Genomic DNA, 13,770 nt, shown 5'->3' on the forward strand with positions numbered 1-13,770 from the left:
TGGCTGCGGGTGCCGTACGCGCGGATTGACCGATGTCGTCAATCCGCCAAGCGGGGTTGCGAGGCCGCTGCGCGGGCCGGAATTCCCCGACCCGCCCTTCCCCCGTTCCCAGGGCCGGCCCTGCCCCGGTCCTCAAGCGCCGGACGGGCTGAAAGCACAAGGGCCCCGGGCTACGCCCGAACCCCTGGGGCTCCGCCCCAGACCCCGGTCCTCAAACGCCGGACGGCTGGATTGGCCCCCTGGGGCTCCGCCCCAGACCCCACGCCTCAAACGCCGGCGAGGCTGAATTCGGCGGCCCGGGTCGGGGACGGGGGTGGGGTGGGGTGTCGGCCTGGACGTAGAGCGTGATTTGTGGCGCTGGTGCATGTCGCGCCCTGTCGGAGTTCAGGAGAGGGCGCCTAAATCATGCAGTCCAGGCCGACACCCCACCCCGCCCCCGGCACCGGCCCCCATCCGCAGCCGGGCCGGACCCAGGCCAACCCCAGCCCCGCCGGCGTTTGAGGCGCAGGGGTCCGGGGACCGGTCCCCGGCAACGGCGCCGCACCAGACGACCGCCCCCGCTCCCCCGGGTGGGCGAAGGCCGCGTGCCCTGGCAGGCACAAGGGCCACGCACCGGCAGAATGATCCGATGAGCGTCACCATCGACATCACCGGGCTCCCCGCGGAGCGGATCGGCTTCGCGCCGTCCCCCCTCGCAGAGCTCTGCATGGCGTTGCACGCGCTCTCCCAGCCCGGCCACCACCCCGGGCTCACCTCCTGGACCTCCACCACCGCGGCCGCCCTCGACCCCGACCTCGCGGACCGGCTGCTGGAGGGCGATTTCATGTGGCGCAGCTCCTTCGCCGATCTGTTCATGGCCTTCGCCGGGATTCCCGGCGGCTCCGGCCGGCCCGCCGCCACCCTGGCGGGCGAGCTCGACGTGCTCGACCAGCTGGACGACGAGCGGTTCGCGACGGCCGCCCTGGAGCACTGCCGGCTGGCCCTCTACAACGACAGCACCGGACCGTCCCCGCTCTCGGATCCGCTCGCCCGGGCCAAGGCCCTGGAGACGGCCTCCGCGCGCGGGCCGCAGCAGCTGGCCTTCGCCGTGCGGGTGCTCGACGACACCGCCGGTGTCCGGGTCTGGCTGCGCCGGCTGATGGAGGACTGCGACGAGGCCTTCTTCGCGGAGACCTGGCGCCGGGTCGAGCCCCGCCAGAGCGCGGACGTGCGGCACAAGACGGAGGTGCTGCGGCGCAAGGGGCTGCCCGCCGTGCTGAAGGAGGTCTCCTCGGCGCTGAGCGTCGACGAGCGGCTGACCACGGTCACGGTGGACAAGATGGTCCACGGGTCGACGACCGCGACCGATCCCCGAATAGGCGGCGGCCTGCTGTTCGTGCCCACGAACTTCGGCTGGCCCCACCTGCTGGTGCTGCACGCCCCCGGCTGGCTCCCGGTGATCCATTACCCGCTCGGCTCGCCCGAACTGGCCTCCTCCCCGGGGTCGGTGGAGCTGTTGCAGCGGCGCATGGAGGCCCTGGCCCATCCGATGCGGATGATGCTGTGCCGCAATCTGGCGCGTGCTCCCTACACGACCGGCGAGTTGGCGGCCGCGCACGGGGTCACCGCCCCGGAGGTCTCCCGCCACCTGGCGGTGCTGAAGAAGGCCGGGCTGATCCAGACCCGCCGCCAAGGCCGGTACGTCCAGCACCAGCTGGACCTGGCGGCGGTCGCACGGATCGGCACGGACTTCATCGAGGGCATCCTCCGCTAGCCCCGCGGAGCCCAGCCGGGCCCCACGGAGCCCAGCGCGAGCGAAGAGCGGGCACTGGCCTGTTTTCGACGGCTCAGATACTCCGATATACGGATTTCACAAACCGGAATCAGTGAAAAGTCTGGCCATGGCCGCCACTTGATGTCTAACGTGCGTCCACCGCTCCCCCACTCGGCGCAACGCACCCGACCTGCGTCTGCATCCGCGTCCCCACACCCCTGCACGCCGCATCCCTGCACGCCGCACCCCCGCACGCCGCATCCCTGCACGCCATAGCCCCAACGCCGTACGCCATACGCCATACGCATGCGCACGCGCATCTGCCGTGGAAGGACTTTCATGCCCTCACGCCGTATAGCCGCAGCCACCGCCGCCCTGGCGGCCGCGGCACTCGTCTCCCCGCTGCTCCTCGCCGGGCCCGCCGGAGCCACCGGCAGCCCGCAGAGTGACGCCGCCCGGGGTGACGCGCTGGCCCGAAAGCTGGTCAAGGACGCCACCGGCAAGGGTGCCAACAACCACCTGAAGGTCTTCCAGGCCATCGCCGACTACAACAAGGGCAACCGGGTGGCGGGCTCGAAGGGCCACGTCCAGTCGGCCCAGTACGTCGAGCTCGTCATGCGCGCGGCCGGGTACAAGGTCACCAAGAACGAGTTCGACTTCGTGTTCGTCGAGACGGTCGCCGAGACCCTGAAGGTCAACGGCCCGGCCGGCCGCGACGTACCGATCAAGCTGATGACGTACACCGCCAGCGGCCCGGCGAACGGCGTGACGGCGCAGATCGCCGTCGCCCCGGTCGACGCCGACGGCACCAACGGCTGCGAGCCCGCCGACTTCGCCGCGGGCACCTTCACCGGCAAGGTCGCGCTGATCAAGCGCGGCGGCTGCGCCTTCGCGGTCAAGCAGCAGAACGCCGCCACGGCCGGCGCGGTCGGCGCGGTGATCTACAACAACGCCGAGGGCGCCCTGAACGGCACCATAGGTTCGGCCGACGCGGGCAAGATCCCGACCGGTGGCGTCACGCTGGCCGAGGGCCAGCGGCTCGCCGCCGACGCCGCCGCGGGACCGGTCGAGGTCACCCTCGACATCCGCGAGTTCCGGGAGAACCGCAAGACGTACAACGTCGTCGCGGAGACGCGGGGCGGCGACGAGAACAACACCGTCTTCCTCGGCGCGCACCTCGACTCCGTCGCGGCGGGCCCGGGCATCAACGACAACGGCTCCGGCTCGGCCGGCATCCTCCAGGTCGCGCAGAAGCTCGCGCACAGCCAGGGCAAGATCAAGAACAAGGTCAAGTTCGCCTGGTGGTCGGCGGAGGAGTTCGGCCTGCTCGGCTCCGAGGCGTACGTCGCCGGGCTGACGGAGGAGCAGAAGAAGCAGATCAAGCTGTACTTGAACTTCGACATGATCGCCTCGCCGAACGCCGCGTACTTCGTCTACGACGGCGACGACTCGGACAAGGTCGGCTCGGGCCCCGGCCCCGAGGGTTCGGCCCAGCTGGAGAAGGGGATCAACGACTTCCTCAACTCCAAGAACATCCCGCGCGAGGGCACCGACTTCTCGGGCCGCTCCGACTACGGCCCGTTCATCGAGGTCGGCATCCCCTCGGGCGGTACGTTCACGGGCGCCGAGGGCATCAAGACGGCCGAGCAGGCCGCGAAGTTCGGTGGTCAGGCCGGTGTCGCGTACGACGTGAACTACCACGGCAAGGGCGACACGATCGCGAACATCGACCAGAAGGCGCTCGACATCAACGTCGACGTCATCGCTGACGCGGTCGGTCACTACGCGTTCGATCTGGCGCCGCTGGGTCGGCCGGTCGTCTCCGAGCCGACCAATGGCGGGGGCAGTGGGGGTGGCCTCCACGAGGGCCACGACCACGTCGACGCCACGGAGTAGTCCGTCCCGAGGGGGCGGGTAGGGAGGCGGCCGCTGCGCGGCGCCGAGTCCCCTACCCGCCCTTCCTCCGTTCCCCGGGCGCTGCCCGGACCCGGAAAGACCCTGGGGCTCCGCCCCGGACCCCGGTCCTCGAACGCCGGACGGCTGAGATGGCCGGCGCCGGCCAAATCCAGCCCCTCCGGTGTTTGAGGAGCGGGGGTCCGGGGGCCGGCCCCCGGGAACGGCGCCGCGCGCGCACTCGGGTCCGGGCAGCGCCCGGGGAACGGTGGAAGAGCGGGTAGGGGATTTCGCCCCGCGCAGCGGCAGTCGCCTACCCCGGCCAGGGCCCCACCCCGACCGGCTGGACCAGCCAGCCGAAGTCGCCCAGCCCGCCCCGCGCGGTGAGTTCCGCGGCCTCCCCGGCCCCCGACAGGGCCCGTACGTACGCCGCCGGGTCCGTAGAGGCCAGTGCCAGCGGGGGCCGGGCCCCCGAGACGCCGAGGGCCGTCAGCGCGTCCCGCTGGGTCAGCAGCACCGCCCCCGGCCCCGCGCACGCGTCGAGCGCGACGTGCGCGGTGACGTCGCAGCTCCCGTCCGGCACCGGGGCGGTCTCCCGCCCGGCGCGGAAGCCGGTCAGCGTCCCGAAGGGCGGCCGGGCCTCCCGGGTGTGGGCGTAGTCCACCGCGACCGCGAGCCCGCGCTCCACGGTCGCGACGGCCGCCGCCCAGGCTTCGTCACGCGGCCGGCCGATCTCCGCCCGGCCCCCGCCGGACTCCTCGCCGGACTCCCCTCCCGACTCCGCGCCCGCCTCCGGCCACCACCGCTCCAGCCAGTCCCGGTCCGGGCCGTCCACAGGTCCGCCCGGGCGCTCCGTACCGTCCCGCGCGACCTCCACGTAGCGCCCGTCCTCCGCGAGGTCCAGCGGTACGTTGTCGAGCCACTCGTTGGCGAAGAGCAGCCCCCGGATCCCCCGGGGCGGCTCGCTCACCCAGCGGATCCGCCCGTCGAGCCCGGCGGGCCGCCCCGCGCGCTCCACCCCGTACGGCCGCACCCGCGCGGCCGTCTCCGGCGGCAGCGCCGCAAGCACCCCGGCCAGCAGCTCCCCGCGTCCGGCCCCTACGTCGACCAGGTCCAGCTCCTCCTGGCGACCGAGCTCCCCGTCCACCCACAGGAGCAGCCGGGCCACGGCCCGCGCGTAGAGCGGCGAGGCGTGCACCGACGTGCGGAAATGCCCTGCGGGGCCGGGCCCGCCGGGGCGGACGTAGAAGCCGTCGGGGCCGTACAGCGCCCGCTCCATCGCCGTCCGCCAGCGGACCGGCCCCTCGTGCTCCATGGCTTCACCCTGAGTGCTCATCGCTGAAAGGTTATGGTCGCCTCCACCTCCGGTAGTACTCGCGTCTCGCACGGATCGCCCCTCTGGTTGACTCCAGCACCTATCGGCTGTCCCTACTCTGGGTTACGTGCAGCGCCTCTACGATTTCCTCCGCAGACACCCGACGGGCGTCGACAGCTTCTGGGCTGTCCTCTTCTTCGGGTTCTCGATGGCCGTCGTCGCCTCGATGCACGAGGGCACCACCGCCGCGCTGCTCGCCACCCCGTGCGTGGTGGCGCTGAGCACCGCCGTGGCCCTGCGCCGCAAGTGGACCGTCCCGATGTTCTGGCTCACCGTCGCCACCGGCCTCTACCAACTGGCCATCGGCGCGGAGGCGAACTTCTACGACTTCGCGATGCTCGTCGTCCTCTTCACGGTCGCCGCCTCGGACGTGCCGCGCTGGGTCTCGCGCACCGCCCTGGGCTGGGGGCTGCTCGCCTCCCCGCTGTACTTCCTGCGCATCGGCGTGGACAAGGGGGTCTCGGGCGTCGAGAGCATCCTCTTCGTCATGTTCCTGATGGTCCCCTTCGCCCTCGCCTGGGTGATGGGCGATTCCCTGCGCACCCGCCGGGCCTATTACGCCCAGCTCGTCGAGCGCAACCAGCGCCTGGAGAAGGAGCGCGCGGCCCAGGCCAAGGTGGCCGTCGCCGCCGAGCGGGCCCGCATCGCCCGCGAGCTGCACGACGTCGTCGCGCACAACGTCTCGGTGATGGTGGTCCAGGCCGACGGAGCCGCCTACGTGATGGACGCGGCCCCCGAGCAGGCCAAGGAGGCCCTGCAGACCATCTCCGGCACCGGGCGCCTGGCCCTCGCCGAGATGCGCCGGCTGCTGGGCGTGCTGCGCACCGGCGAGCCGCAGGAGTCCGAGGACTACGTGCCGCAGCCCGACGTGGAGCAGATCGAGGTGCTGGTCGAGCAGGTACGGGCGGCCGGGCTCTCGGTGGACTTCGAGGTCGAGGGCGCCCCGCGCAAGCTGCCCAGCGGCGTGGAGCTGACGGCGTACCGGATCGTCCAGGAAGCGCTGACGAACACGCGCAAGCACGGCGGCCCGGCCGCGAAGGCCAGCGTGCGCCTCGTCTACTTCGACGACGGGCTCGGCCTGCTCGTCGAGGACGACGGCCGGGGCGCGGCCCGCGAGCTGTACACGGACGGCGGCGCGGACGGCGCCGGACACGGGCTGATCGGCATGCGCGAACGCATCGGTATGGTCGGGGGCACCCTCGACGCGGGCCCCCGGCCCGGTGGCGGCTTCCGGATCAGCGCCCTGCTCCCCCTGAAGAAAAGGTGACCATGTCCTTCCCCACCGGCCCCTCCATCCGCGTGATGCTGGTCGACGACCAAGTACTGCTGCGCACCGGTTTCCGGATGGTGCTCGCCGCACAGCCCGACATGGAGGTCGTCGCCGAGGCCGGCGACGGCCTGGAGGCGCTGGAGGTGCTGCGGGCCACCAAGGTGGACGTGGTGCTGATGGACGTCCGCATGCCCCGTCTCGACGGGGTCGAGGCGACGCGCCGCATCTGCGAGCCCGAGGAACACCCCAAGGTCATCATCCTGACCACCTTCGACCTCGACGAGTACGCCTTCTCGGGCCTGAAGGCGGGCGCGAGCGGCTTCATGCTCAAGGACGTCCCGCCGGGCGAGCTGCTGGCCGCGATCCGCTCGGTGCACAGCGGCGACGCGGTCGTCGCCCCGTCCACGACGCGGCGGCTGCTGGACCGGTTCGCGCCGATGCTTCCGTCGACCTCGGCGGAACCCCGGAACAAGGACGTCGAGCGGCTGACCGAGCGCGAGCGCGAGGTCATGCTGCTGGTCGCCCAGGGCCTGTCGAACGGCGAGATCGCCGCCCGCCTGGTCCTGTCGGAGGCCACGGTCAAGACCCACGTGGGCCGCATCCTGACCAAGCTGAACCTGCGCGACCGGGTACAGGTCGTGGTCCTGGCGTACGAGACCGGGCTGGTCCGCGCGGGCGGCGGCGGGGCGGCGTAGCCCCACCCCCGGCGGCGGCGGAGCGGGCTCGCCCCGCCGCCGCCCGGCGGGGCGGTCTAGAAGCGCTGCACGAACTCGCACGTGCCCGGAACGACGGCGTCGAGGGTGGCCGAGTCGGCCAGCAGCATGTCGAAGTCACCGGTGTTCTCGCCGCAGTTGATCCGGTCGTATCCGCCGTTGCGGCTGAGGACGGTGTCGTTGCCGCCCCGCCCGTCGAAGGTGAGGGTGCTGCCCGGCGAGGCGTTCCAGCCGTCCGAGTCGGTCAGCCGGTCGGCGCCGCTGCCGCCGACGAGGATGTCGTCCCCCTCCCCGCCGACGAGGTCGCTGGGGATCGCGGTGTTGTTGGTGGCCACGTCGTCGCGGTCGCCCAGCGACGCCTGGATGCGGGTCACCCCGGCCGCCAAGCCGCAGCGGACGGTGTTGGGATTGCCGAACTGCACACAGCCGAACCCTGGGGTCAGGGCGTTCGCCGCGTCGCTCACCTGGAAGAAGCCGCCGCTGATGCTGAAGGTGACGTTGTTCGACTCTCCCGGCAGCGCGGCGAAGTTGATCTGGCTGCCGTTGCGCATCACGAACGCGGGGTCCGCCGACGCGGGGCCGGCGAGGGCCAGCGTCAGCGTGAGGGCGGCCAGGGCGGGAGCGGCGACGCGTGCCGTACGGAGGATGTTCACGGGTGCTGTCCTTCGGTTGCCGCATGCGGACCGGGTCGAGGGTCCGTCGGTCCTGAGCGCTACCCAGAGCAACCGTCAGTTTCATATCATCTACACGGAGTTACCTAGACTGCCGTACACAAGACCCCGTCCGGCCGCCGCCGACCGGCCCAGCGCGGGTCCCGCGGGCCGCGTGCCCGCCCGGACCTCAGGTCATCCAGCGGTCCGGGCGGGCCGCGGCCCGGGAGGTGCGGGAGCGGGCCGCCTGCGCGTGGAGCAGCTCGGCGGCCTCGGCCGCGTCGCGCAGGCGGGCCGTGACCGTGCCGTTCGCGCCGGTGTCCACGCAGACGTCGGCCACCCCGCGGGCACGCTCCCAGGGGCCCTGGGTCAGCCGCACGCTCTGCACCTTGGCGTGCGGGACGATCTCCGTACGCCGGCACAGGCGGCCGTGGCGGGCGGCGAACACGTCCGCGTTGACGGCCAGGCCGTACCCCTTCCACCACACCGGCACCACCCAGCGCGATCCGCTCCGGGGCGAGGGCTCGAAGACCAGGCCCCCGAGGTCGACGCCGGGCAGCACCCGCTCGACGACGGCGTGGGCGTCGGCCCGGGTGGCCACCGGGACCAGGACGTTGTTCTTCGAGCCGGCCACCGCCAGCTCCACCCGGACCCAGCCGCGCCGGCGCCACAGCAGCGGCTCGACGATCCGTACGGTCTGCACCCGGCCCGGCGGCACCGTCTCGTGGGCGCGGTCGAGCATTCCGTGGTCGATCCGGAGCCCGTCCGGGGACTCGGCGACCCGCCAGTCGTACTCGGTCAGGAACCGGCCGGCGCTCCCGGCCCACATCGCGCCCAGGACCGGGAGCAGGGCGACGATGGCCACCCACGGGCTGGAGCTGAACCACCACACCAGCGAGGGACCGACGATCCCGCCGGCGAGGATCGCCCAGGTGGTCAGGGTGAGCAGCAGGGACACCACCAGATCGCGCGGCCCCACGCGGAGCAGCTCCCGCTCGGGGGCCTCGCCCATGAGCGGCGCCTCGGCCGGGGTGAAACCGGCCGCGCGGGCGAGCAGCTCGGCGCGCAGCGAGACGGCGTCCTTCTCCGAGAGGAAGGCCAGCTCGTCCTTGGCCTCGGTACCGATGACGTCGAGCCGCAGTTTGGCGACGCCCGCGAGACGGGCGAGCAGGGGGCGGGTGACGTCGACCGCCTGGATCCGGTCGAGGCGGATGTGCGCGGTGCGGCGGAAGAGGAGGCCGCTGCGGATGCGCAGTTCGGTGTCGGTGACGGCGTAGTGCGTGAACCACCAGCTGAGGAAGCCGTACGCGCCGAAGACGAGGACCAGCGCGACCAGCGCGAGGACCCGCAGCATGACGGAGACGGCCGTCACCCACTCGGTGAAGTTCTGCCCCTGCTGGGCGGCGAGGCCGATGGTCGCGGCGATCGGCACCCAGGCACGGCGCAGCGGGGTGAGGAAATGCAACCGCCGCTCCTGGCCGGGTACGGGCGCGGGCGCGGGCCCTTCGCCCGCCACGGCCCCTGCCACGGCTCCGGCTCCGGCTCCTTCACGCGCCACCGCGCCGGCCCCGTCGTCCCCCGCCGGCGGCGTCACAGCCCCGCCGACCTTGCCTCGCCGAGCTCCGTCAGCCGGTCGCGCAGCCGTTCCGCCTCCTCGGGCGCGAGTCCGGGGATCCTGGCGTCGGACGCCGCCGCGGCCGTGTGGAGCTGTACGGAGGCCAGCCCGAAGCGGCGCTCCAGCGGGCCCGAGGTCACCTCCACCAGCTGCATCCGCCCGTACGGCACCACGGTCTGCTCCCGCCACAGCACGCCCCGGCTGATCAGCAGGTCGTCCGCGCGCTCCGCGTACCGCCAGGACCGCCAGTTCCGTCCGAGCACCACCCAGCCCCAGGCCAGCACCAGCAGCCAGAACCCGCCGGCCGCCGCCCACCCCGGGCCGGCCGCCATTCCCAGTACGACGGCCGTCACCACCGTGAAGAGGGACATCCACAGCACCAGCAGCAGCCTGCGCAGAGTCAGCAGTCCTCCCGGCAGCCCCACCCACTCCGGCAGCCCCGTCCCACCCTCTGTCCCCGTGTCCATCCCCCCACCCTAGGCCGGTGCCCCCTCCTCCGGGCAGGGCCGGGACCTGTCGTCGAACTTCCGCCGGCCGCCGCGCCCCGATCCGCAATCCGGACCGAGCTACGGCTCACCCCCGCCGGCTGAGACAATGCCGCCATGACGGAGACCACGGTCGGCATCGGCGGCGCGGCGGAGAGCACCGACATGGTGCTCAACATCGGCCCCCAGCACCCTTCCACGCACGGCGTGCTGCGCCTGCGCCTCGTCCTGGACGGCGAGCGCATCGTGAGCGCCGAGCCGGTGGTCGGCTACATGCACCGCGGCGCCGAGAAGCTCTTCGAGGCCCGCGACTACCGCCAGATCGTGATGCTCGCGAACCGCCACGACTGGCTGTCCGCGTTCTCCAACGAGCTGGGCGTGGTCATGGCCGTCGAGCGGATGCTCGGCATGGAGGTGCCCGAGCGGGCCGTGTGGATGCGGACCCTGCTCGCCGAGCTGAACCGGGTCCTGAACCACCTGATGTTCCTCGGCTCGTACCCCCTGGAGCTGGGCGGCATCACCCCGATCTTCCACGCGTTCCGCGAGCGCGAGGAGCTCCAGGCCGTCATGGAGGAGATCTCCGGCGGCCGCATGCACTACATGTTCAACCGGGTCGGCGGCCTCAAGGAGGACCTCCCGGCCGGCTGGCTGGGCCGGGCCCGCGCCGCCATCGCCGACGTCCGCACGCGCATGCACGTGTACGACGACCTGGTGCGCGGCAACGAGATCTTCCGCGCCCGCACCCGCGGCGTCGGCGTCCTGTCCGCCGAGGCCGTCCACGCGTACGGGGTCTCCGGCCCCATCGCCCGCGCCTCCGGCGTCGACTTCGACCTTCGCCGCGACGAGCCGTACCTCGCCTACGGCGAGCTCCAGGACGTCCTGAAGGTCGTCACCCGCACCGAGGGCGACTGCCTGGCCCGCTTCGAGGTGCTGCTGGAGCAGACCCACAACGCCCTGGACATCGCGGTCGCCTGCCTGGACCGGATGGCGGAGCTGGCACCCGGCCCGATCAACCAGCGGCTGCCGAAGGTGCTGAAGGCGCCCGAGGGCGAGACCTACGCGTGGACCGAGAACCCCCTCGGCATCAACGGCTACTACCTGGTCTCCAAGGGCGAGAAGACCCCGTACCGGCTCAAGCTGCGCTCGGCGTCGTACAACAACATCCAGGCGCTCGCGGTGCTGCTCCCCGGGCAGCTCGTCGCGGACATGGTCTCGATCCTCGGTTCGCTCTTCTTCGTCGTCGGTGACATCGACAAGTGACCGGGCTCGCGGCCGCTGTCCCACCCGCCGCCCGGGGGCCGCTGTCCTACCCGCGGCCTAGGCTGCCCGCATGACCTCCGGCACAGCAGCAGGCCCCGACTCCGGCATGGACGCCCCGTACGCCGCCTACCTGCGGCGGCTCGGTGTCGAGGAGCCCGGCGCGCCGTCCGTGGAGGGGCTGTTCGCCCTCCAGCGGGCGCACCTGGAGCGCGTCCCGTACGAGAACGTCGACATCCAGCTCGGCCGCGCCCCCGGCATCGACCCCGAGCTGTCGGCCCGCCGCTTCGCCGCCGGACGCGGCGGCTACTGCTTCCACCTCAACGGGGCCTTCGCGGTGCTCCTCGGCCACCTCGGCTACGAGGTCACCCGCCATGTGGGCGGCGTGTACAAGGAATCCCAGTCCGAAGAAGCCCTGCGGGGCGTGAGCGGCGACCACCTGGCGCTCACCGTCCGCGTGCCGGGGGCGGGGGCGGGCGGGGACCGCGTCTTCTACGTGGACACCGGGCTCGGCGACGGCCCGTACGAGCCGCTGCCGCTGCGCGAAGGCTCGTACGAGCAGGGGGCCTTCACCTACTCCCTGGAGCACCTGCCCGGAACGGGCTGGCTCTACCGCAACCCGGGCAGCTCCGCCCCGCTCGTGAACTTCCGCACGGAGCCCGCCGACGCGGCCGCGGCGGCCGTCTTCGAGGCCGAGCACGTCCGGCTGTCGACCTCCGAGGACTCCGGTTTCGTACGGACCTTCGCGGCCCTGCGGCGCGACGCGGACGGCATCGACACCCTGCGGGGGCGGGTGCTGAGCCGGATCGACCCGGTGAAGGGGAACTCGGAGCGCGTGCTGGAGGGTCCGGAGGAGTTCTTCGCCGCGCTGGAGGGCGTCTTCGGCCGGGTGCTCGACGACCTGACCCCGACCGACCGCACGGCCCTGTGGACCCGGGTGGCCCGGGCCCACGAGAGCTGGGCGGCCGGGCGAGAGGGCTGACCGGGAGCGGCGCCGCCCGGCGGGCCGCGGCCCGGTCCCGCCGGCCGGGCGGGCCGATGTCCGTGGGGCAGGGCAGACTTGGGGGATGTCCCTCTCACCCCGCCGGGCCTGCCCCTCATGCGGCCGCGACTGCGCCGTCACCGCCGGGCGGATCGCCCGCCACGACCCGCCCGCCGGGCGCGGCCGCGGGGACCTCGTCTCCTGCCCCGGCTCCCGCGCCCGTGTGACCCTCGGCGCCGCCGCCCCCACGCTGGACGGCTTCACCCTGTCCCCGCTGCCGGGCCAACTCCCGCTGTTCTAGGAAGGCTCGCCGGGGTCTCGGGCAGGGGACAGCACCCCATAACCGCCGTGGGACACCCGGTCCTCGGTCACCGCCTCCGTGGACATGCTGAAGGCCGCCCGGACCGCGGCCGACCGGCTGGGGCGCCCCGTCACCCGGGACGTGTACGCCACCGGGTTCTCCCGGGGCGGCCAGGTGGCGATGGCACCGGGCCGCGAACTGTCCCGCCCCGGAAGCCGCTTCCGGCTTCCACCTCTCCTCTTACGCGGACCCGGCCGAGGTGTTCCGCGCACCTTATGCACAGGCTGTGGAAAGTCTGTTCGACGGGAAGCCCGCCGCGCCGGGAGACCGGGCCGCGCTAGGAGATCGCGGTGCGGAGCTGGACCACGTCGATCGACTCGGTCTCGTCGTGGGCGGTGAGGTCGATGACCTGGCCCACGGCACGCTGCTCGGCGGTGGGCGCCTTGAACTCCGGCTCCGCCCCGCCCCGGGCGGACTCCGCCTTGTGGACGGCGAGGGCCTCCTCACCGACGACGTCGGCGAGGTCCTCGTTCTGGACGGACTCGATGACCGCGCGGGCCTGCGCGGCCGTCTTCGTACCGAAGAAGTCGAAGCCGCCCTCGACGCGCGAGGCCGGACGGCGCTGCGCGGCGTACGGGGCCACGGCGGCCGCGAGCCTGCGCGCGGGAACGGCGGCCGCCGGGCCCGCGGGCACCGGGCCGGCGAGTGCGGGGCGGGAGTGCGCCTCCAGCTGGGCCGGCTTCGCCGGGGCGGCGGGGGCAGCCGGGGCGGCGGGAGCCGTGGGAGCCGCCGGAAGAGCGGGAGCGGCCGGAGCCGCGGAGAGGGCGGGAGCCGCCTTCCGGGCCTCCGGGGCGGAGGCGGCGGCGGCCTTCGCCGCCTTGTCGGCCAGCGCCACGAGTGCGGCGTGGGCGCGGGCGAAGCCCACCGAGGTGGCGGCGCCGGCGCTGGTGCGCTCCTCGGACACCGCGGGAAGTTCCTTGGGACCGGCGGCGGAGGCGGAGGCGGCCGGGGCCGCGACCTCGATGGCCAGCAGCCGGCGTCCCTCCAGGGCGCTCGCCCGCTCGGTCTCGGCGGTGGCGTACCGGCGCAGCAGAGAGGCGTGCTCCCCGCGCAGGGCCGCGAGTTCGACCCGCTTGGCGCGCAGTTTGGCGTCGAGCTTGCCGCGCAGCACCCGGGCCTCTTCGAGGTCGGATTCGAGCTCGGCTATCCGCTCGTCCGTGCGCCACTCGTCCTTCACCCGCTCGCGCCCGAGCTCGCTGACCCGGCGGCCGGCCGACAGGTCCCAGGAGCGCATGACGACGGCGCCGGCCAGGCCGGCGGCCGCGGTGAGCGCCACGAGCAGGCGCAGCGCCATCGGTTCCGCGAGCAGCCAGGCGGCGCCGGCGCCGGCAACGGACACACCGGCGACGGCCGTCGGCGTGAGCAGCCGGTGAAGGGGTTCGGGATTGCGGTGGCGTCCACGGGGCATGGCCTGAA

General features: G+C 73.3%; 12 protein-coding genes. 7 read left to right on the forward strand and 5 right to left on the reverse strand.

The genetic code is table 11. The features are described 5' to 3' along the window. Positions 1–628: 628 nt before the first annotated feature. Both OHA37_RS16540 and OHA37_RS16545 read left to right on the forward strand, forming a co-directional pair. Positions 629–1,753: a DUF5937 family protein gene (locus OHA37_RS16540; protein WP_266905928.1), complete on the forward strand. Its 1,125-nt coding sequence runs from the start codon at positions 629–631 to the stop codon at positions 1,751–1,753. A gap of 339 nt (positions 1,754–2,092) precedes the next feature. Continuing rightward, positions 2,093–3,649, forward strand: coding sequence for a M28 family metallopeptidase (locus OHA37_RS16545; RefSeq protein WP_266905930.1), 1,557 nt, complete (start codon positions 2,093–2,095; stop codon positions 3,647–3,649). A 310-nt stretch (positions 3,650–3,959) separates the two neighbouring features. Here the strand turns inward: OHA37_RS16545 and OHA37_RS16550 are convergent, their stop codons facing one another. Then, a complete protein-coding gene (locus OHA37_RS16550) occupies positions 3,960–4,982 on the reverse strand; it encodes an SAM-dependent methyltransferase (RefSeq protein ID WP_443046175.1) in 1,023 nt (340 codons plus the stop codon). Between the two features lie 106 nt (positions 4,983–5,088). Here OHA37_RS16550 and OHA37_RS16555 point away from each other — a divergent pair, with 106 nt between their 5' ends. Together OHA37_RS16555 and OHA37_RS16560 are read left to right on the forward strand one after the other, a co-directional pair. Then, complete coding sequence (locus tag OHA37_RS16555; RefSeq protein WP_266905932.1) at positions 5,089–6,288, forward strand: sensor histidine kinase; 1,200 nt, start codon at positions 5,089–5,091, stop codon at positions 6,286–6,288. Between the two features lie 2 nt (positions 6,289–6,290). Further along, positions 6,291–6,986 carry a response regulator gene (locus OHA37_RS16560; protein ID WP_266905934.1) on the forward strand — a complete coding sequence of 232 codons (696 nt, stop codon included), beginning with the start codon at positions 6,291–6,293 and terminating at the stop codon, positions 6,984–6,986. A gap of 56 nt (positions 6,987–7,042) precedes the next feature. On the opposite strand, the gene OHA37_RS16565 is transcribed toward OHA37_RS16560, so the two are convergent. From OHA37_RS16565 to OHA37_RS16575, 3 genes are all read right to left on the reverse strand, one after another. After that, positions 7,043–7,657 carry a hypothetical protein gene (locus OHA37_RS16565; protein WP_266905936.1) on the reverse strand — a complete coding sequence of 205 codons (615 nt, stop codon included), beginning with the start codon at positions 7,655–7,657 and terminating at the stop codon, positions 7,043–7,045. A gap of 187 nt (positions 7,658–7,844) precedes the next feature. Beyond that, positions 7,845–9,182, reverse strand: coding sequence for a PH domain-containing protein (locus OHA37_RS16570; protein ID WP_266905938.1), 1,338 nt, complete (start codon positions 9,180–9,182; stop codon positions 7,845–7,847). 62 nt (positions 9,183–9,244) lie between these two features. Beyond that, complete coding sequence (locus OHA37_RS16575) at positions 9,245–9,736, reverse strand: PH domain-containing protein (RefSeq protein ID WP_266905940.1); 492 nt, start codon at positions 9,734–9,736, stop codon at positions 9,245–9,247. Positions 9,737–9,871: 135 nt separating this feature from the next. Between OHA37_RS16575 and OHA37_RS16580 the strand changes: the two genes are divergently transcribed. The 3 genes from OHA37_RS16580 (at position 9,872) to OHA37_RS16590 (ending at position 12,294) form a co-directional block, all read left to right on the forward strand. Then, positions 9,872–11,014: an NADH-quinone oxidoreductase subunit D gene (locus tag OHA37_RS16580; protein ID WP_266905942.1), complete on the forward strand. Its 1,143-nt coding sequence runs from the start codon at positions 9,872–9,874 to the stop codon at positions 11,012–11,014. A gap of 70 nt (positions 11,015–11,084) precedes the next feature. Then, positions 11,085–11,993, forward strand: a complete 909-nt coding sequence (locus OHA37_RS16585; protein WP_266905944.1) for an arylamine N-acetyltransferase family protein — start codon at positions 11,085–11,087, stop codon at positions 11,991–11,993. Positions 11,994–12,078: 85 nt separating this feature from the next. Next, positions 12,079–12,294, forward strand: a complete 216-nt coding sequence (locus tag OHA37_RS16590) for a hypothetical protein (protein WP_266905946.1) — start codon at positions 12,079–12,081, stop codon at positions 12,292–12,294. Positions 12,295–12,631: 337 nt separating this feature from the next. Here the strand turns inward: OHA37_RS16590 and OHA37_RS16600 are convergent, their stop codons facing one another. Next, positions 12,632–13,762, reverse strand: coding sequence for a hypothetical protein (locus OHA37_RS16600; protein ID WP_266905948.1), 1,131 nt, complete (start codon positions 13,760–13,762; stop codon positions 12,632–12,634). Positions 13,763–13,770: the final 8 nt, after the last annotated feature.

Origin of the sequence: Streptomyces sp. NBC_00335 (genome assembly GCF_036127095.1) — a bacterium.
Classification (GTDB): domain Bacteria; phylum Actinomycetota; class Actinomycetes; order Streptomycetales; family Streptomycetaceae; genus Streptomyces.